Origin of the sequence: Streptomyces sp. NPDC051822 (assembly GCF_044452745.1) — a bacterium.
Taxonomy (GTDB): domain Bacteria; phylum Actinomycetota; class Actinomycetes; order Streptomycetales; family Streptomycetaceae; genus Streptomyces.
Genome location: NZ_JBITBZ010000014.1, coordinates 1 through 17,335, shown reverse-complemented (window position 1 = coordinate 17,335; position 17,335 = coordinate 1). Strand labels below are relative to the sequence as shown.

General features: G+C 70.9%; 18 protein-coding genes. 7 read left to right on the top strand and 11 right to left on the bottom strand.

Translation table 11 applies throughout. The annotated features are described in order from the left end of the window. The first annotated feature begins 85 nt into the window (after nucleotides 1-85). Nucleotides 86-1,135: a LacI family DNA-binding transcriptional regulator gene (locus ACIA8N_RS32340; protein ID WP_365781097.1), complete on the top strand. Its 1,050-nt coding sequence runs from the start codon at nucleotides 86-88 to the stop codon at nucleotides 1,133-1,135. On the opposite strand, the gene ACIA8N_RS32335 is transcribed toward ACIA8N_RS32340, so the two are convergent. The 5 genes from ACIA8N_RS32335 to ACIA8N_RS32315 form a co-directional block, all read right to left on the bottom strand. Further along, a complete protein-coding gene (locus ACIA8N_RS32335; RefSeq protein WP_365781096.1) occupies nucleotides 1,136-2,425 on the bottom strand; it encodes a DUF6986 family protein in 1,290 nt (429 codons plus the stop codon). Between the two features lie 152 nt (nucleotides 2,426-2,577). After that, nucleotides 2,578-3,540, bottom strand: coding sequence for an electron transfer flavoprotein subunit alpha/FixB family protein (locus ACIA8N_RS32330; RefSeq protein WP_359217204.1), 963 nt, complete (start codon nucleotides 3,538-3,540; stop codon nucleotides 2,578-2,580). A gap of 103 nt (nucleotides 3,541-3,643) precedes the next feature. After that, complete coding sequence (locus ACIA8N_RS32325) at nucleotides 3,644-4,429, bottom strand: electron transfer flavoprotein subunit beta/FixA family protein (RefSeq protein WP_365781095.1); 786 nt, start codon at nucleotides 4,427-4,429, stop codon at nucleotides 3,644-3,646. Between the two features lie 199 nt (nucleotides 4,430-4,628). Next, nucleotides 4,629-5,159, bottom strand: coding sequence for a flavin reductase family protein (locus tag ACIA8N_RS32320; RefSeq protein ID WP_365781094.1), 531 nt, complete (start codon nucleotides 5,157-5,159; stop codon nucleotides 4,629-4,631). A 197-nt stretch (nucleotides 5,160-5,356) separates the two neighbouring features. Continuing rightward, entirely contained in the window at nucleotides 5,357-5,731 is a 375-nt protein-coding gene (locus ACIA8N_RS32315; RefSeq protein ID WP_399416852.1) for a TlpA family protein disulfide reductase, read from the bottom strand. Nucleotides 5,732-5,932: 201 nt separating this feature from the next. Here ACIA8N_RS32315 and ACIA8N_RS32310 point away from each other — a divergent pair, with 201 nt between their 5' ends. Then, complete coding sequence (locus ACIA8N_RS32310) at nucleotides 5,933-6,655, top strand: 1-acyl-sn-glycerol-3-phosphate acyltransferase (protein WP_030546242.1); 723 nt, start codon at nucleotides 5,933-5,935, stop codon at nucleotides 6,653-6,655. An 8-nt stretch (nucleotides 6,656-6,663) separates the two neighbouring features. Here the strand turns inward: ACIA8N_RS32310 and ACIA8N_RS32305 are convergent, their stop codons facing one another. The 5 genes from ACIA8N_RS32305 to ACIA8N_RS32285 form a co-directional block, all read right to left on the bottom strand. After that, on the bottom strand, nucleotides 6,664-7,356 hold the full coding sequence (locus ACIA8N_RS32305; RefSeq protein ID WP_365781092.1) for a phenylalanine--tRNA ligase beta subunit-related protein: 693 nt from the start codon (nucleotides 7,354-7,356) through the stop codon (nucleotides 6,664-6,666). 131 nt (nucleotides 7,357-7,487) lie between these two features. Next, nucleotides 7,488-8,567 (bottom strand): low specificity L-threonine aldolase, encoded by a 1,080-nt coding sequence (locus ACIA8N_RS32300; RefSeq protein ID WP_365781212.1) that lies wholly within the window; start codon nucleotides 8,565-8,567, stop codon nucleotides 7,488-7,490. Continuing rightward, on the bottom strand, nucleotides 8,564-9,325 hold the full coding sequence (locus ACIA8N_RS32295) for an SDR family oxidoreductase (protein ID WP_365781091.1): 762 nt from the start codon (nucleotides 9,323-9,325) through the stop codon (nucleotides 8,564-8,566). Before ACIA8N_RS32295 ends, ACIA8N_RS32300 begins: the two co-directional genes overlap by 4 nt. Nucleotides 9,326-9,360: 35 nt before the next feature. Then, complete coding sequence (locus ACIA8N_RS32290) at nucleotides 9,361-10,767, bottom strand: DUF6421 family protein (RefSeq protein ID WP_365781090.1); 1,407 nt, start codon at nucleotides 10,765-10,767, stop codon at nucleotides 9,361-9,363. Between the two features lie 156 nt (nucleotides 10,768-10,923). Further along, on the bottom strand, nucleotides 10,924-11,475 hold the full coding sequence (locus ACIA8N_RS32285; protein WP_365781089.1) for a GNAT family N-acetyltransferase: 552 nt from the start codon (nucleotides 11,473-11,475) through the stop codon (nucleotides 10,924-10,926). Nucleotides 11,476-11,647: 172 nt separating this feature from the next. On the opposite strand from ACIA8N_RS32285, the gene ACIA8N_RS32280 reads away from it, so the two are divergent. From ACIA8N_RS32280 to ACIA8N_RS32265, 4 genes are all read left to right on the top strand, one after another. Next, nucleotides 11,648-12,250 carry a DUF5134 domain-containing protein gene (locus ACIA8N_RS32280; RefSeq protein ID WP_365781088.1) on the top strand — a complete coding sequence of 201 codons (603 nt, stop codon included), beginning with the start codon at nucleotides 11,648-11,650 and terminating at the stop codon, nucleotides 12,248-12,250. Nucleotides 12,251-12,373: 123 nt separating this feature from the next. Then, a complete protein-coding gene (locus tag ACIA8N_RS32275; RefSeq protein ID WP_365781087.1) occupies nucleotides 12,374-13,309 on the top strand; it encodes a M56 family metallopeptidase in 936 nt (311 codons plus the stop codon). Nucleotides 13,310-13,410: 101 nt separating this feature from the next. Then, nucleotides 13,411-14,097: a phosphatase PAP2 family protein gene (locus ACIA8N_RS32270; protein ID WP_365781086.1), complete on the top strand. Its 687-nt coding sequence runs from the start codon at nucleotides 13,411-13,413 to the stop codon at nucleotides 14,095-14,097. A gap of 129 nt (nucleotides 14,098-14,226) precedes the next feature. Then, the gene (locus ACIA8N_RS32265) at nucleotides 14,227-14,907 is read left to right on the top strand and encodes a helix-turn-helix domain-containing protein (RefSeq protein ID WP_365781085.1); all 681 of its coding nucleotides are present in this window, start codon (nucleotides 14,227-14,229) and stop codon (nucleotides 14,905-14,907) included. On the opposite strand, the gene ACIA8N_RS32260 is transcribed toward ACIA8N_RS32265, so the two are convergent. Beyond that, nucleotides 14,877-16,328 (bottom strand): hypothetical protein, encoded by a 1,452-nt coding sequence (locus tag ACIA8N_RS32260; protein ID WP_365781211.1) that lies wholly within the window; start codon nucleotides 16,326-16,328, stop codon nucleotides 14,877-14,879. The genes ACIA8N_RS32265 and ACIA8N_RS32260 overlap by 31 nt on opposite strands. A 268-nt stretch (nucleotides 16,329-16,596) precedes the next feature. Here ACIA8N_RS32260 and ACIA8N_RS32255 point away from each other — a divergent pair, with 268 nt between their 5' ends. Continuing rightward, the gene (locus ACIA8N_RS32255; RefSeq protein ID WP_365781084.1) at nucleotides 16,597-17,244 is read left to right on the top strand and encodes a DUF305 domain-containing protein; all 648 of its coding nucleotides are present in this window, start codon (nucleotides 16,597-16,599) and stop codon (nucleotides 17,242-17,244) included. Nucleotides 17,245-17,335: the final 91 nt, after the last annotated feature.

Below are 17,335 nucleotides of genomic sequence, written 5' to 3'. Positions count from 1 at the left end.
TACAGTCTCTCCTGCCATGACAACGTTGTCCAGGTTCTATGCTTCGCCCTACAACCACCGATTCCCGACGGAGGAACCCCGCACCGTGGCCGATACCGCCCGCCGCCCCGAGCCCCGCTACGGCAACCGGCCCACCATGAAGGACGTCGCCGCGCGCGCGGGCGTCGGCCTGAAGACGGTGTCCCGGGTCGTCAACGGCGAGCCGGGAGTCACCCCGGACACCGAGCGCCGGGTCCAGGAGGCGATCGAGATCCTCGGTTTCCGCCGCAACGACAGCGCGCGGGTCCTGCGCAAGGGCAGGACCGCGACCGTCGGCCTCGTCCTTGAGGACCTCGCCGACCCGTTCTACGGGCCGCTCAGCCGGGCCGTGGAGGAGGTCGCCCGAGCGCACGGGGCGCTGCTCATCAACGGCTCCAGCGCGGAGGACCCCGAACGGGAGCAGGAGTTGGCTCTCGCGCTGTGCGCGCGCCGGGTCGACGGTCTGATCGTCATCCCCTCCGGTGACGACCACCGGTACCTGGAGCCCGAGATGAGGGCGGGCGTCGCCACCGTCTTCGTCGACCGCCCCGCCGGTCTCATCGACGCCGACGCGGTCCTCACCGACAGCTTCGGCGGCGCCCGCGACGGCGTGGCCCATCTGATCGCCCACGGACACCGCCGCATCGGCTTCATCGGCGACCGCCCCCGTATCCACACCGCGGCGGAACGGCTGCGCGGCTACCGGGCGGCGATGGAGGACGCGGGGCTGCCGGTCCGGGACGCCTGGGTCTCGCCGGGATCGACGGACCCGGAGCGGGTGCGCACCGCCGTACGGGAGATGCTGGCGGCGCCGGAGCCGGTGACGGCGCTGTTCGCGGGAAACAACCGGGTGCTCGTCACCGTGGTCCGGGCCCTCGCCGCGCACCCCCGGCCGGTCGCCCTGGTCGGCTTCGACGACATCGAGCTGGCCGATCTGCTCGGCGTCACGGTCATCGCCCAGGACGCCGCCGCCCTCGGGCGTACGGCGGCGGAGCGGCTGTTCCGGCGCCTCGACGGGGCCGACGAGGCGCCGGAGCGGGTGGTCCTCGGCACGACGCTCCTCGCCCGGGGTTCGGGCGAGATCGCGCCGCAGGCCGATGAGGGCCCAGGCCTCTGATTACTCCGCGGAGGCGGTGAGGTCGCCCCGGCGGGGGGCGGCGAAGCGGTCCAGGGCGGCGCGGTTCATGCCGGTGAGCGCGTCGACCTCGGCGGTGTCGAGGGCGCCGCAGTCGATGCCGCGCAGCAGGTAGGAGCTGAGGGCCTTCGCGGTGGCGGGCTCGTCCATGACGTCGCCGCCCGCGTGGTTGGCGTAGGCGGAGAGGCGCTTGGCGGCGGCCTCGAAGCCCTCGCGGTAGAAGGCGAACACGGCGGCGTACCGGGTGGGGATGTGACCGGGGTGCATGTCCCAGCCCTGGTAGTAGGCGCGGGCGAGGGCGCGGCGCGTGAGGCCGTAGTGCAGGCGCCAGGCCTCGTGGACGTGCTCGGTGGAGCCGACCGGGAGGACGTTGGTGGAGCCGTCGGAGACCCGCACGCCGGTGCCGGCGGCGGCGACCTGCATGATCGCCTTGGCGTGATCGGCGGCCGGGTGGTCGCTGGCCTGGTAGGCGGCGGAGACGCCGAGGCAGGCGCTGTAGTCGAAGGTGCCGTAGTGCAGTCCGGTGGCGCGGCCCTCGGCGGCGCCGATCATGCGGGCGACGGCGGCGGTGCCGTCGGTGGCCAGGATGGACTGGCTGGTCTCGATCTGGATCTCGAAGCCGAGGCGGCCCGCGTCGAGCCCGTGGGCCTTCTCGAAGGCCTCCAGGAGGCGGACGAAGGCCGAGACCTGCTCGGGGTAGGTGACCTTGGGGAGGGTGAGGACGAGGCCTTCGGGGAGGCCGCCGTTCTCCAGGAGGCCGGTGAGGAAGACGTCGGTGGTGCGGATGCCCCGGTCGCGGACGGCGGACTCCATGCACTTCATCCGGATGCCCATGTACGGGGCGGCGGTGCCGTTCCGGTAGGCCTCCGAGATCAGCCGGGCGGCACGGGCCGCGTCCTGGTCCTCGTCCTGACCCGCGTAACCGTCCTCGAAGTCGACCCGCAGGTCCTCGATCGGCTCGCGTTCCAGCTTGGCCCGCACACGGCCGTGGACGTCCTCGGCGAGGTCGTCGGCCAGGCCGAGGACGGCGGCGAAGGAGGCGGCGTCGGGGGCGTGCTCGTCGAGGGCGGCGAGGGCCTGGTCGCCCCAGGAGCGGATGGTGCCCGCCTCGAAGACGTTGCCGGGTACGTAGACGGTGTGAACGGGCTGACGGGTCCCGGGGTCTCCCGGGTAGCGGCGGTCCAGTTCGGCGTCCACCGATGCGAGGGAGGCGCTGATGCCCTCGCTGACCGCGCCCGCGAGGCTCGTCGACACCTTCTCCTGCTGACCCATCCCAGATCCTCCTGTTTTCCGCTGCACGGAATCAACAATCCGTATGGCGAAGTTAGTAGGCCGTCGGGACCTGAGTCAATGGTTGTCCGAAACGGCCGGGGGCCGCACGGTGAGAGTCACCGTGCGGCCCCCGGGCCCGACAGAACCGCAGGTCAGCCCTTGCGGGCCTTGACCTCGTCGGTCAGCTGCGGGACGACGTCGAAGAGGTCGCCCACCACGCCGTAGTCGACGAGGTCGAAGATCGGCGCCTCGGCGTCCTTGTTGATCGCGACGATCGTCTTCGAGGTCTGCATGCCCGCGCGGTGCTGGATCGCGCCGGAGATGCCGGACGCGATGTACAGCTGCGGCGAGACCGACTTGCCGGTCTGGCCGACCTGGTTGGAGTGCGGGTACCAGCCGGCGTCGACGGCGGCGCGCGAGGCGCCGACGGCCGCGCCGAGGGAGTCGGCGAGCGCCTCGATGATCGCGAAGTTCTCAGCGCCGTTGACGCCTCGGCCGCCGGAGACCACGATCGCGGCCTCGGTCAGCTCGGGGCGGCCGGTGGACTCGCGCGGGGTGCGGGAGACGACCTTGGTGCCGTGCGCCTTCTCCGAGAAGGAGACGGCGAGCGCCTCGACGGTGCCGGCGGCCGGGGCGGCCTCGACGGGGGCCGAGTTCGGCTTGACCGTGATGACCGGAGTGCCCTTGGAGACACGGGACTTGGTGGTGAAGGAGGCGGCGAACGCGGACTGCGTCGCGACCGGGCCCTCGTCACCGGCCTCCAGGTCGATGGCGTCGGTGATGATGCCGGAGCCGATGCGGACCGCCAGGCGGGCGGCGATCTCCTTGCCCTCGGCGGAGGACGGGACGAGCACGGCGGCCGGGGAGACGGCGTCGTACGCGGCCTGCAGGGCCTCCACCTTCGGGACGACGAGGTAGTCGGCGAACTCGGCGGCGTCGGCGGTGAGGACCTTCACCGCGCCGTGCTCGGCGAGCGCGGCGGCCGTGTCGGCGGCGCCGTTGCCGAGCGCGACGGCGACCGGGTCGCCGAGGCGGCGGGCGAGGGTCAGCAGCTCCAGGGTGGGCTTGCGGACGGCTCCGTCGACGTGGTCGACGTAGACGAGAATCTCAGCCATGGGACTTCAATCTCCTGCGAACGAAAGGGGCAGCGGTCTGGGGGGCTCGCGCGAGCCTTAGATGCTGTGTTGACCCGGGGGGCGACCCCCGGACCCCCAGCGGCTAAATGAACTTCTGGCTCGCGAGGAACTCGGCCAGCTGCTTGCCGCCCTCGCCCTCGTCCTTGACGATCGTGCCGGCCGTGCGGGCCGGACGCTCCGCCGCCGAGTCGACCGCGGTCCAGGAGCCCTCGAGACCCACTTCCTCGGCCTCGATGTCGAGGTCCTCGAGGTCCAGGGACTGCACCGGCTTCTTCTTGGCGGCCATGATGCCCTTGAAGGACGGGTAGCGCGCCTCGCCCGACTGGTCGGTCACGGACACGACGGCCGGGAGGGAGGCCTCCAGCTGCTCGGAGGCGGCGTCGCCGTCACGGCGGCCGGTCACGACACCGTCCTCGACCTTGACCTCGGAGAGCAGCGTGACCTGCGGGACGCCCAGACGCTCGGCGAGGATGGCCGGGAGGACACCCATGGTGCCGTCGGTGGAGGCCATACCGGCGATGACGAGGTCGTAGCCGGTCTTCTCGATCGCCTTGGCGAGCACCAGGGAGGTGCCCATGACGTCGGTGCCGTGCAGGTCGTCGTCCTCGACGTGGACGGCCTTGTCGGCGCCCATCGAGAGCGCCTTGCGCAGCGCGTCCTTGGCGTCCTCGGGGCCGACCGTGAGCACGGTGACCTCGGCGTCGTCCGCCTCATCGGCGATCTGCAGGGCCTGCTCGACCGCGTACTCGTCGAGCTCCGAAAGCAGGCCGTCGACGTCGTCACGGTCGACCGTGAGGTCGTCCGCGAACTTGCGGTCTCCGGTCGCGTCGGGCACGTACTTCACACAGACAACGATCCTCAAGCTCACGCCGGCTCTCCTACTGCATCGTCATAACTGGGCTGCCTTGTTGCTCGCAGCATAGGCGCCTGAAGGGCGGGTTTCCGGTCGGGGCGCCGGACGCCCCGACCCGAATATTACTCGTCAGTACACCCAGTTTGTTACCAGTAAGCAAGCGCTCAGGAATGTGATCTGGCCAACGCGCGGAGCATGGCACGTACGGGAACCCTCAGTCGCGCAGGGCGTTGAAGCGCCCGTGGTGGTAGAGGAGCGGCCGGCCCGCCCCGTCCGGGTCCCCCGCGACCGCCTGCGCGATCACGATCCGGTGGTCGCCCGCGGGCACCCGGGCCACCACCCGGCAGACCAGCCACGCGAGTACGCCGTCGAGCACGGGCACGCCCTCGGGGCCCACGCTCCAGCGGGTCCCGTCGCCGAAGCGGTCGGCGCCGCTGCGCGCGAAGGTGGCGGCGAGCTCCTGCTGGTGGTCGCCGAGTATGTGCACGCCGACGTGCTCGGCCTCGGCGAGCACGGGCCAGCTGGAGGACGTCGTGCCCACCCCGAAGGAGATCAGCGGCGGGTCCGCGGCGACGGAGTTGAGCGAGGTCGCGGTGAAGCCGACGGGACGCTCGCCGTGCGCGGTGACGACCGCGACACCGGCGGCGTGCCGGCGGAAGACGGAACGGAGCAGGTCGGGAGAGGCCTGTCGGGGTGCGCCGATCGTGGGAACGGGACCGGGTCGAAGGTCCGGCGAAGCCGTCATGGAGTTGTCCTTCTGCGAGGGCGGCATGGGTGAGGTCCGGGGGTCGTCAGACGCCCGGACAGCGCGCGCTCGCGTTGCGGGCCAGGTCCACATGGGTCCGGCCGTAGAGAAGGAGTTCTGGGGGCACTCCGCAAGGGTGGCGATCGTTGCCGCGTGCAGTCAAGTGCGTACCGGGATGTGGGAGGTGTGTCACGGCGTCAGACGGCCCGTCCCAGGGCGGCGATGACGTCGGCCCTGCGGGGCTGCCCGGCGGCCCTGCGGACGACGCGGCCCGACCGGTCGAGGACCAGGACGGTGGGGGTGCGCTCGATGCCCAGGGCGCGTACGAGGTCGAGCCGCTCCTCGGCGTCGATCTCCACGTGTCCCACACCGGGCACCATCGCGGCCACCTCGGCCAGGGTGCGGCGGGTGGCCCGGCAGGGCTGGCAGAAGGCGGTGGAGAACTGGACGAGGGTGGCCCGCTCCCCCAGTTCGGCGCCGAGCGCCTCCGGTCCGAGCGACTCCGGTCCGAGCACCTCGGTCACGCCTTTCCTCCTCGCGGTCGGTCTGTCAGCCTGTCGGTATATCGGCATGTCATCCGGTGCAGCGTCGCACGGGAGCGTTCGATTCCCGCCACGGGCACCGCGAGTGACGAGAATCTCCCTGTACGAAGCCGCCTGGACTGGTCACGGCGCCCCACATGGGGCACGATCTGCCCAAAGCCGAAAACCTACGGCCGCGTAACTTCGCCGGGAGACCCCTCCCCCGGCACACGAAGAAGAGGTTCCTCTCCGATGGCAGAACTCGTCTATCGACCGGTCGTCGGCGCCGCGCTCACCCTGTTCAAGGCGCTCGACCTGAAGATCGACACCCAGGGTTCCGAGAACATCCCGCGGACGGGAGGGGCTGTGCTGGTGAGCAACCACATCAGCTACCTCGATTTCATCTTCACGGGTCTTGCGGCGCTGCCCCAGAAGCGTCTCGTGCGCTTCATGGCCAAGGACTCCGTCTTCCGGCACAAGGTCTCGGGGCCGCTCATGCGCGGCATGAAGCACATCCCCGTGGACCGCTCGCAGGGCGAGCACGCCTACCAGCACGCGCTGGAGTCGCTGCGGGCCGGCGAGATCATCGGCGTCTTCCCCGAGGCGACCATCTCCCAGTCCTTCACCCTCAAGAGCTTCAAGACGGGTGCGGCGCGGCTGGCGCAGGAGGCGGGCGTCCCGCTGATCCCGATGGCGCTGTGGGGCACCCAGCGGGTGTGGACGAAGGGGCGTCCGCGGAACTTCAAGCGCAGCCACATCCCCGTGACGATCCGCGTCGGCGAGCCCATGGAGGCCCCCTCCGACCAGTACGCGGGCGCCATCACTCGGCGGCTGCGCGAGCGCGTGCAGGAGCTCCTGGAGGCCGCGCAGCGCGCCTACCCGGTCCGCCCCAAGGACGCGAGCGACACGTGGTGGGTGCCCGCGCACCTCGGCGGTACGGCTCCGACGCCGGCCCAGGTCAAGGAAGCCGGCTGACGCCAGCGCTACCGCGGGTCCCGGATCGTGATCCGGGCTCCGGGGCTGAGCTTCTCCAGCGACTCGGCGAGCTCGCCGCCCGCCGCGAGCAGCTCGTCCCGGGTCATGGGGGCGAGTGACTCGAGGAGGAAGACCGCGTCGACGGTGTCGTCGTCGATGCGGGTGCGTGGACCCTGGCGCCAGTTCCAGCGCCGGCAGGTGACCCCCTCCTCGTCGCACCAGACGACCTCGCCGGGCTCGGGGTGCTCCACCGTCTCCGCGCCGCCCGCCATGGTGACGAAGGGCTCCTCGCCGGTGGCCCTGACCAGGCGCATGCCGCCCCGGATCCGCCCCAGGTCCTCGCCGCCGACCGGGATGAGATGGGCGACGCTGACCGCGTTGTAGGCGTCGACGAGCCGGTTGATGCGGGGCAGTCCGCCGTCCGCGAGCGCCCGCCTGGCGAGCGCCTCGGCGGAGTTGCGGGTACGGGAGGGCTTGGCGCCGAACGCGGTGTACGCGGCGCGCCAGGCGGCGACGTGCGGGTCCTGGTCCGGGGTACGGCCGTCGAGGCGCTCGGCGAGCCGTCGCGCGGCCTCGTCCAGGAGCGCCGCGCTCGCTTCGTCGCTGGGTCCGTTGACCAGTCCGTGCGCCTCGACGACCAGGGCGGTGAAGCCGGGTACGAGGGTGCGCACCTCGTCGGAGACGGTGAGCGTGAGAGTCATGCGGTCCAGTGTAGAGCACTGGATAATTCACTTCATTGGACTGCCGGCCGCGCTCCGTACCGTACCGAGAACGAGAACGGCCGGACGGGAGTCGATGACCTCCGTCCGGCCGTTCCTTCGTGTGGCACCTGCTAGCGGGCCAGTTCTTCCTTCAGGGCCTGGAGGAAGGCGTCCACGTCGTCCTCCGTGGTGTCGAAGGCGCACATCCAGCGCACGTCGCCGGCGGCCTCGTCCCAGAAGTAGAAGCGGAAGCGTTCCTGCAGTCGCCTGCTCACCTCGTGCGGCAGGCGTGCGAACACGGCGTTGGCCTGCACCGGGTAGAGGATCTCCACCCCGTCGACCTCCCGCACGCCGGCCGCGAGGCGCTGGGCCATCGCGTTGGCGTGGCGGGCGTTGCGCAGCCACAGGTCCTTCGCGAGGAGGGCCTCCAGCTGCACCGACACGAAGCGCATCTTCGACGCCAGCTGCATGGACAGCTTGCGCAGGTGCTTCATGTGGCTGACCGCGTCGGGGTTGAGCACGACCACGGCCTCGCCGAAGAGCATGCCGTTCTTCGTGCCGCCGTACGAGATGACGTCGACGCCCACCGCGTTGGTGAACGCACGCATCGGCACGTCGAGCGAGGCGGCGGCGTTGGCTATCCGGGCACCGTCGAGGTGGACCTTCATGCTCTTGGAGTGGGCATGATCGACGATCGCGCGGATCTCCTCGACCGTGTAGACGGTGCCGAGCTCCGTGTTCTGGGTGATCGAGACGACCTGCGGCATCGCCCGGTGCTCGTCCTCCCAGCCCCAAGCCTGCCGGTCGATCAGCTCGGGGGTGAGCTTGCCGTCCGGGGTCGGCACGGTGAGCAGCTTGAGGCCGCCCATCCGCTCCGGCGCACCACCCTCGTCCACGTTGATGTGCGCGGACTCGGCGCAGATGACGGCGCCCCAGCGGTCCGTGAGGGCCTGGAGGGCGGTCACGTTCGCCCCGGTCCCGTTGAAGACCGGGAAGGCCTCGGCGGAGGGGCCGAAGTGGCTGTGCATGATCCGCTGGAGGTGCTCGGTGTACTGGTCCTCGCCGTAGGCGACCTGATGGCCGTCGTTGGCGAGGGCGAGGGCCGCGAGGACCTCGGGGTGGGCGCCGGCGTAGTTGTCGCTGGCGAAGCCCCGGACCGACGGGTCGTGGTGACGACGCGCGTCGGTCCTGGGGCCGAGAGCCGCGGTCACGGCTTGGGGGTCAGCCACAGACGCTGTCCATTCACTTCCCGGGCGGGCCTGTCCCACAGACCGGCGACCTCGTCGGCCAACTCCGTGACGTCCGTGAAGCCCGCGAACTTCGCGTTGGGGCGCTCGGCGCGCATGCCGTCGTGCACCAATGCCTTGATCACCAGGATCGCAGCCGCAGCCTGCGGGCCGTCGTCGCCCCCCAGCTTGCGGAAGGAGTCCGCCATGGCGAGGGTCCACGCCTCCGCGGCGGCCTTGCCGGCGTTGTACGCGGCGTTGTTGGCCAGCGGCTTGTGCGCGCCGACCTGGCTGATCAGGGCGTAGCGGCCCCGGCCGCCTGCCCGCAGCAGTCCGTCGTGGAAGGCGAGCGAGGTGTGCTGGACGGTGCGGATCAGGAGCTTCTCCAGGAAGTCCCAGTCCTTGAGGTCGGTCTCCATGAAGGAGCCGCTGCCGCGCCAGCCGCCGACCAGGTGGACGAGGCCGTCGATCCGGCCGAACTCCTTCTCGGTCTTCGCGGCCCAGTCGCGCGTGGCGTCCAGGTCGAGCAGGTCGACCGTGTCGCCGATGACGGTGGCACCGCCGTGCGCGTAGCGGGCGGCGTCGACGGCCTCCGCGAGGCGGGCCGGGTCGGCGTCGGACGCGACCACGGTCGCACCGGCCTCGGCGAGGCGCAGCAGCGTCGCGCGGCCCGCGGGGCCGGCCGCGCCGGCCACCGCGATGACGGCGCCGTCGAGCGGCCCGCCGTTTCCGTTGGCGTTCATGGGCGACGCCTCCTCCGTGTCCTCGGTACGAGTGCTCACGCGGCGGCCCGCTCGGTCCCAGAGACGTCGGCGGCGGTGATGCCCTTGGTTTCGGCGATCACGCCCTTCAGCTTCTTGGCGAGGGCCTCAAAGAACATGCTGAGCGGAAACTCGTCCGGAAGCACGTCGTCGACGAGCTTGCGCGGCGGAAGCGAGAGGTCGAGGGCGTCGGGACCCTTGGCCCACGTCGATCCCGGGTGCGGGGCGAGGTAGGTGGAGACGAGCTCGTACGCCTTGAACCAGTGGACGAGCTTGGGGCGGTCGATGCCGTCGCGGTAGAGCTTCTCGATCTCGGCGCAGAGCTGGTTGGTGACCTCGGGGGCCCGCTGCCAGTCGATCTTGAGGGTGTTGTCCGTCCAGCGCACCACGTCGTGCTTGTGGAGGTACGCGAAGAGGAGCTGGCCGCCGAGACCGTCGTAGTTGCGGTTGCGGTCGCCGGAGAGCGGGAAGCGGAACATCCGGTCGAAGAGGACCGCGTACTGCACGTCGCGGCCGTGCACGTTGCCCTCGGACTCCAGCTTCACGGCCTCCTTGAAGGCGGTGAGGTCGCAGCGGAGCTCTTCGAGCCCGTACATCCAGAAGGGCTGGCGCTGCTTGATCATGAAGGGGTCGAAGGGCAGGTCGCCGTGGCTGTGGGTGCGGTCGTGGACCATGTCCCAGAGCACGAACGCCTGCTCGCAGCGGGTCTGGTCGTCGATCATGGCGGCGATGTCCGTGGGCAGCTGGATGCCCAGGATGTCGACGGCGGCTTCCGTCACCTTGCGGAAGCGGGCGGCCTCGCGGTCGCAGAAGATGCCGCCCCAGGTGAAGCGCTCGGGGGCCTCGCGGACCGCGATGGTCTCCGGGAAGAGGACGGCCGAGTTGGTGTCGTACCCGGCGGTGAAGTCCTCGAAGGTGATGCCGCAGAAGAGCGGGTTGTCGTAGCGGGTGCGCTCCAGTTCGGAGAGCCACTCCGGCCACACCATGCGCAGCACGACGGCTTCGAGGTTGCGGTCCAGGTTGCCGTTCTGCGTGTACATCGGGAAGAGCACCAGGTGCTGGAGCCCGTCCCTGCGGTCGGCGGCCGGCTGGAACGCGAGCAGCGAGTCCAGGAAGTCCGGGACCGTGAAGCCGCTGTCGGCCCACTTGCGCAGGTCCGAGACGACAGCGCGGTGGTACGCGCCGTCGTGCGGGACGAGCGGGGAGAGCTGCTCGACCGCGGCGGTGACGCGGTCGAGGGTCAGCTCGGCCAGGGAGCGGGCGGGCGCGCCCTCGGCCTCGAAGTCGATGGAGCCGTCGGCGCTCTGCCAGGAGCGGATCTCCTCCACGGCATTCTTGAGCTCGGGCCAGGCGGGGTGGTCGATCACCCGGGCGTCGGTGAATATCCCCTCACCGGTCACGTCCTGCACAAGAATTTCCGTCATGCCTCTTCCTCCACAGGAGAACCTCGCGTCAAGACACCGTAACCATTCACGGTTCTCCACCACAAGGGGGGAAAGAGAAATTATCCTGTGCGACCCCCCTGTCGACAGAAGTTTTTCCTGTCAGCCAGGGTCGAGGCCACCCTTCCGCCGCTCCGGTCAGACCAGCGGCTTGACGAGAAGCTCGAACTCGAGATCATCCCGCTGCGGCACGCCGAACCGCTCGTCGCCGTACGGGAACGGGGACATCCGGCCGGTGCGCCGGTAGCCGCGCCGCTCGTACCAGGCGATCAGCTCCTCGCGCACGGAGATCACCGTCATGTGCATCTCCCGCGCGCCCCAGAGCTCGCGCACCCGGCGCTCCGCCTCCGCGATGATCAGCTTGCCGAGGCCCGCGCCCTGCAGTTCGGGCCGGACCGCGAACATGCCGAAGTAGGCGGCCTCGCCGCGGTCCTCCAGCTGGCAGCAGGCGACGATCTCGCCGTCGCTCTCGACCACCAGGAGCCGGCTGCCGGAAGTGGTGATCACGCCGGCCACGCCGTCGGGGTCGGTGCGCTGCCCCTGGAGCAGGTGCGCCTCGGTGGTCCAGCCCCTCCGGCTCGCGTCGCCCCGGTAGGCCGACTGGACGAGCGGGACGAGTGCCGGGACGTCGCCCAGGACCGCATCGCGGTAGCTGATCCGGCCGGTCTCCTGCGACGTGGCGGTGTCCATGTGAACGGGGCTCCCCTCGGGTACTGACGATCGCCGAACGCGACCGTCCCGAGCTTAGTCGGGCGCCGTTCACTCCCCTTCGTACGCCTCCGCGCGCCCGTGCGCCCGCGTGCGCACGGTCGGCGGCGGGCATTCCTCCGGGGACGGTACGGCGTCGAGGGGGAGGTGTGCCGTGCACGGACCGGCTCTGTCCGGGTGGCTCATGGTCGCGCTGTGCGCGGCGACGGGGGCGTACTGCCTGCTGCGGATGCGCGTGTGCGCCGGGGAGGAGCGGCGGGCGGCGGGCGGCGAGGCGGTGATGGGCTTCGGGATGGCGTCCATGGCTCTGCCCGCGGCCGTGCTCACGCCGCCGGCGTGGGGCTGGGCGGTGTACGCGGCGGTGTTCGGTGGCGCCGCGCTGCAAAGCCTGTTCACGGTCCGGCTCTTCACGGTCCGGCGGGGCGGTCACCACGTGCACCATCTGATCGGCTCGCTCGCCATGGTCTACATGGCGGTGGCGATGGCGTCACCCGCCACGGGGGCGCACACGGGGCACACGCCGGGCACCGCGAGCGGCATACCCGTCGTCACGGGCGGGCTGCTCCTCTACTACATGGTGTACGTGCTGCACGCGGGCGCGAGACTCGTACCGGTGGCGACGGTGAGGACGGTGGCGGCGACGGCCGGAGGACCGGGTGCGGGACCGGGGCCGGAATGGGCGACCCGGCCCGAGCTGGCGCACGTCTGCCGGCTGTCGATGGCGCTCGCCATGCTGGCCATGCTGGTGACCTTGTGAGAACGGCGGGCCGGTGGTCGGCTGGGCTACTGGGCCGCTGGGCGGGCAACGAAACCGTGGCGTACGTCACTTGGCGTCCGAGGCCATACCCCCGACCCGTACCGCGCTCATAGGGTGACGCTCATGTGGGTCTCCCTCGCGCTGTTCCTGCTCGGCGTCCTGACCGCCCTCGCCGCACCCCGGCTGCTGTCACGGGCCGACTGGGTCGAGCGAGAACCCGTGGTGGCCCTCTGGGTGTGGCAGTGCGTGGTCGCCGCCGTCCTGCTGAGCTTCGCGCTCTCCATGACGTTCAGCGCGTCGACCGCCTGGCAGGCCGTGCGCGGACAGGTCTTCGCGCCCGCGCCGCGCGCCGTGGTCGACGCCTACGAGCTCGGGACGACCGGCCCCTGGTCCGCGGTCCTCGCCGTGGTCCTCGCGGCCGGCGGCCTCTGGTCCGGTGCGATGCTCGGCCGGGAGATCGGCCGCGCCCGCGCCCGGCGCAGGCAGCGCCGCTGCGATCTGCTCGTCCGCGCCCCTCTGATGCCCGGCGAGGAGCCCGGCGAGGAGCGTCTCGTGGTCCTGGAGGGCGAGCGGGCGGACGCCTGGTGGCTCGCGGGGACGACGCCCCGGCTGGTCATCACGACGGCGGCGCTGCGGCGGTTGAAGGGGCGCCAGCTGGACGCGGTCCTCGCCCACGAGCAGGGTCACGCCCGCGCCCGGCACGACTGGCTGCTGCACTCCTCGGCGGCGCTGGCCGCCGGGTTCCCCGGGATCCCGGTCTTCGCGGCCTTCCGCGAGGAGATGCACCGGCTCGTGGAGCTGGCCGCCGACGACGTGGCCTCGCGCCGGTTCGGCCGGCTGACGATCGCGCTCGCCCTGGTCGGACTGAACGAGGACCGGGGTGTGTTCGGGCCCGGCCGGGCCCCCTACGCGGAACTCTCCCAGCGGGTGAACCGGCTGCTGACCGCGGCGCCCCGGCTCACGGCGGGGCGCCGGCTGCGGCTCACGGCGGCCGCGGCCCTGGTGCCGGTGGTCCCGGTGCTCGTGGCCTTCGTCCCGGCGCTCAGCGCACTGGGATAGCGGCGGACGGCGGCACGCGCCCCGGCGGATTCGGGCGCGGCGGCGCGCGGAGGGGGCGCGCGGAGGATCACTCGGGGCGTGTCATCGGGCAGGATCGATGTATGCGCTCCTCCGCGGTGATCTCCGGCGCCCTGGCCCTTCCGCTGCTCGTGCTCGTGGCCGTGGGGTGGGCGCCGCTGCTCTCCTTCGACCTGTCGGTCGCCGAGTCACTGCACCGTGAGGCCGTCGCCCGCCCCTGGCTCACCCGGCTCCACCGGATCCTCAGCGACTGGGTGTGGGACCCGTGGACGATGCGCGCCCTGACCGCGGCGACCACGGTGCTGCTGTGGTGGCGGCGGGAACGGCGCACGGCCCTGTGGCTGGCCGGGACCATGCTGTTCGCCGCGGCACTCCAGCAGGGGGTGAAGGCGCTGATGGACCGGGAGCGGCCGCGGTGGCCCGATCCGGTCGACTCGGCGCAGTACGCCGCCTTCCCCTCGGGCCACGCGATGACGGCCATGGTCGCCTGCGGGCTGCTGCTCTGGGTCCTCGCGCTGCGCTGGCGGCCCGGGTGGCGCGGCTGGGGCGCGCTCGCGGGCCTCGCGCTCGTCTCGGTCCTCGGGGCCGGCTGGACGCGGCTCTACCTGGGCGTGCACTGGCCGACGGACGTGCTCGGGGGCTGGCTCATGGGCTGGTGCTGTGTGGCCGTGGCGGTCCTGACGTACCGCTGGAGCGAGCGGCGGGACGCCGGGGCGGCAGGCCTCCGGGACGGCGAACTCGGCGGGAGCAGAATGGAGAGGACACGATGAAGCCGTCTGTTCTGGACGATCCCCCGTGTCGCCCAGAACAGACGGCATCCCCGGCGGTGTGCCACACGGGCATGCCGACAGGATGCGCCGAGTATATTGGCCGGCAGCCAGTCAACGCAGGAGTCCAGCATGTCCCCGCGTAGCCCATCGGTCAATGAAGAGCTGCGGCGCCGCTCGCGGGAGCGGATTCTGCGGGCCACGGTGGAGCTGGTGGACACCCGCGGGTACGAGGCGACCACGCTGGGCGACATCGCGGAGCGGGCCGGTACGGCGCGCGGGCTGATCTCGTACTACTTCCCGGGCAAGCGACAGCTCCTCCAGGCGGCGGTGCACCGTCTGATGCACCTCACCCTTGAGGAGGCGCTGGAGCGCGAACCGCGCACGGAGGACGGCCGCGAGCGGCTGGCCCGCGCGATCGACGCGATCCTGGGGCTCGCGATGGAGCGCCCCACGCTGATGCGGACCCATATGGCGGGAATCCTGCAGGCCGAGGGGTTCGTGCAGTGCGAGGAGCAGCAGCGCCTCGCGTTCCTGCTGCGGGACACGGTCACCCGGTACGGCTCCGAGGACGTGGACACCGACTATCCGCTGCTGCGCGCCCTCCTGATGGGCGCGGTGGTGGCGGTGCTGCTGCCGGGCGCCAGGATGCCGCTCGCGCGGCTGCGCTCGGAGCTGTTCCACCGGTACGGCCTGGACTGGGAGGCGGGCGTGCCGCCGGACGGGGGTCCGCCCGGCGGCACGCCGGCGATCAGGCCTTCAGCCGGTCGTCAGGACCCGGGTCAGTCGTCGGTCGAGTCGAAGTCGAAGTAGTTCGGCTGCGTCTGGACGTTGAGCTCGTCCATGCGGACCCGCTTCGCCGGGTCCGTACGGGGGTCGGAGAGCTTCAGCACGTCGAAGCCCTTGGCGATGTCGTTCGAGTAGATGTAGCCGTTGTAGTAGTACGCGGACCACGAGCCACCGGTCGTGATGGTGGTGGCGGAGACGGGGCCGCGCTCGAAGTAGGCGATCTCCTTCGGCTTCGCCGAGTCGGTGAAGTCCCAGACGGAGACACCGCCCTGGTACCAGGCCTGGACCATGAGGTCCTTGCCCTTGACCGGGATCAGCGAGCCGTTGTGGGCGACGCAGTTCTCGGTGGAGGCCTGGTGGCGCGGGATCTTGAAGTAGCTGCGGAAGACGAGATCGCGCTTCTTGCCCTTGCCCACGATGTCGTAGATGCCGTTGGCACCGCGGTTCGGGCCGACTTCGGCGTTGCAGGTGGCCCCGCCGCCGCCGCCGAGCTCGTCGGTGAAGACGACCTTGTTCGTCCGCTGGTTGAAGGTGGCGGAGTGCCAGAACGCGAAGTTGACGTTGTCCTGGACCTGGTCGATCACCCGGGGGTGCTCGGGGTCCTCGATGTCGAAGAGGATGCCGTCACCCATGCAGGCACCGGCCGCGAGGTTCTTCTCCGGCAGGACCGTGATGTCGTGGCAGCCGGTGGTCTTGGAGACGCCCGGGTTGGTGGGTCCGCCCGGGTTGCCGCCGCCGTCCGGGCCCTCGCCCGGGAAGAGGACGGGGAAGCTGACGATCGCGGACTGCTCGGGCGCCTCACGGGGCACCTTGATGACCGAGATGCCGTCGTGCGGGGGCTGGCAGTCGGGGAACGCGGCGTTGGGCGAGTACGAGGAGACGTAGACGTAGACGTTCTTGCCCTTGGGCACCAGCGTGTGGGTGTGCGAGCCGCAGGCGGTCTCGACGGCGGCCACGTACTTCGGGTTGGCGATGTCGCTGATGTCGAAGATCTTCATGCCCTCCCAGGAGTCCTTGACCGAGGCGGGCTGGGAGGTGCTGGCGCAGGAGTTGTCGCTCCGCGAGGAGTCCGTCGAGAGGAACACGAGGTTCCCGGAGACGGAGATGTCGTTCTGGGAGCCGGGGCAGAGGACCTGGGCGACGGTCTTCGGGGCCTTCGGGTCGCTGATGTCGAAGATGCGGAAGCCGTCGTAGTTGCCGGCGAAGGCGTACTTGCCCTGGAACGCGAGGTCCGAGTTGGTGCCCTTGAGGGCGTCCTTCGGGATGTTCACGAGGTGCTCGATGTTCGGGCTGTGGACGATCTCGTCCACGCCGGGTATCTCGCCGCTCTGGATGGCGGAGCGCGCGTCGGCCGCCTGCTCCGAGGAGACCTTGCCCTGTGCGGGGTTGTCTCCGGGGTCGGGTGTGGCGGACGCGGGGCCGGCCACGAACAGCGTGGCGAGCATGCCGGCCGCGGCGGATGCCACGCCCAGGCGTCTGAGCCGTGCACGCGGGTCTCGCGTGATGGTCGTGGTACGCGGGGTACGCAACGAGGTCACTCCGTCCTCCCTTGTATCCGTTCAGCGTTGAACGGGTGTTGGACAGCGGCAGTATCTTCCTTGCCGTGCACATCTCAACAGATGGCAACGCAGATGTAATGAAGGTTTTTGCTCGGACGCCCCGCGAAAAGTGCTAGGAACGGACACACTCACCGCAAGAACCCTGGAGGTCGCGTTGTTGATCCGCCGTCAGCGTGCCGTCGTCGCCGTGGCCCTGTCCGCCGTCGCCGTACTCGCCCTGAGCGCCTGCGAGTCGGAGCAGGAGGCCGCCCCCGAGGCAGGAGCGTCGACCGGGACCACGGTGGTGGCGCCGGGGAAGCCGGGTGAACCGGCCCGGCGGATATCTCCGGAGGAGGCCGCCCGGCTCCTCCCCGACGACAGTCCGAACAGCGCCGACTTCCGCTACACGCAGATGATGGTCGAGCACCACAGACAGGCCCTGACCATGACGGCGCTGGCCCCGCAGCGGGCGGGATCCTCGCAGGTCAAGAAGGTGGCAGAGCGGATCGCGGCGGCGCAGCAGCCGGAGATCAGCGCGATGGAGGGCTGGCTGAAGAACAACGGCGGCCCGCGCGAACAGCCCGGCCACGACCATCACTCGATGCCGGGCATGGCGACCGCGGCGCAGCTCAAGGAGCTGGGGAACGCGAAGGGCGAGGCCTTCGACGAGCTGTTCCTGAAACTGATGATCACGCACCACGAGGGGGCGGTGACGATGGCGGCCGAGGTGCTGAGCGAGGGCAACAACGTCCTCGTGGAGGAGATGGCGAACGACGTGATCGCCCAGCAGACCTCGGAGATCAACAGGATGCGGTCGCTCTAGGGGTCGTCTTCAAAGATCAGAGCCAGAGCAGGATTGAGGCGATGGTGAGGGCGGCTTGGTAGGACTCGCGGGTCTTGTCGTAGCGGGTGGC

Excerpts from the sequence above, each read along its gene's own strand:
- ACIA8N_RS32335 (WP_365781096.1), bottom strand. The coding sequence starts at position 2,425 with ATGGGTCAGCAGGAGAAGGTGTCGACGAGCCTCGCGGGCGCGGTCAGC.
- ACIA8N_RS32330 (WP_359217204.1), bottom strand. The coding sequence starts at position 3,540 with ATGGCTGAGATTCTCGTCTACGTCGACCACGTCGACGGAGCCGTCCGC.
- ACIA8N_RS32320 (WP_365781094.1), bottom strand. The coding sequence starts at position 5,159 with ATGACGGCTTCGCCGGACCTTCGACCCGGTCCCGTTCCCACGATCGGC.
- ACIA8N_RS32315 (WP_399416852.1), bottom strand. The coding sequence starts at position 5,731 with ATGCCGATATACCGACAGGCTGACAGACCGACCGCGAGGAGGAAAGGC.
- ACIA8N_RS32310 (WP_030546242.1), top strand. The coding sequence starts at position 5,933 with ATGGCAGAACTCGTCTATCGACCGGTCGTCGGCGCCGCGCTCACCCTG.
- ACIA8N_RS32305 (WP_365781092.1), bottom strand. The coding sequence starts at position 7,356 with ATGACTCTCACGCTCACCGTCTCCGACGAGGTGCGCACCCTCGTACCC.
- ACIA8N_RS32295 (WP_365781091.1), bottom strand. The coding sequence starts at position 9,325 with ATGAACGCCAACGGAAACGGCGGGCCGCTCGACGGCGCCGTCATCGCG.
- ACIA8N_RS32290 (WP_365781090.1), bottom strand. The coding sequence starts at position 10,767 with ATGACGGAAATTCTTGTGCAGGACGTGACCGGTGAGGGGATATTCACC.
- ACIA8N_RS32285 (WP_365781089.1), bottom strand. The coding sequence starts at position 11,475 with ATGGACACCGCCACGTCGCAGGAGACCGGCCGGATCAGCTACCGCGAT.
- ACIA8N_RS32275 (WP_365781087.1), top strand. The coding sequence starts at position 12,374 with ATGTGGGTCTCCCTCGCGCTGTTCCTGCTCGGCGTCCTGACCGCCCTC.
- ACIA8N_RS32270 (WP_365781086.1), top strand. The coding sequence starts at position 13,411 with ATGCGCTCCTCCGCGGTGATCTCCGGCGCCCTGGCCCTTCCGCTGCTC.
- ACIA8N_RS32265 (WP_365781085.1), top strand. The coding sequence starts at position 14,227 with ATGTCCCCGCGTAGCCCATCGGTCAATGAAGAGCTGCGGCGCCGCTCG.
- ACIA8N_RS32260 (WP_365781211.1), bottom strand. The coding sequence starts at position 16,328 with ATGCTCGCCACGCTGTTCGTGGCCGGCCCCGCGTCCGCCACACCCGAC.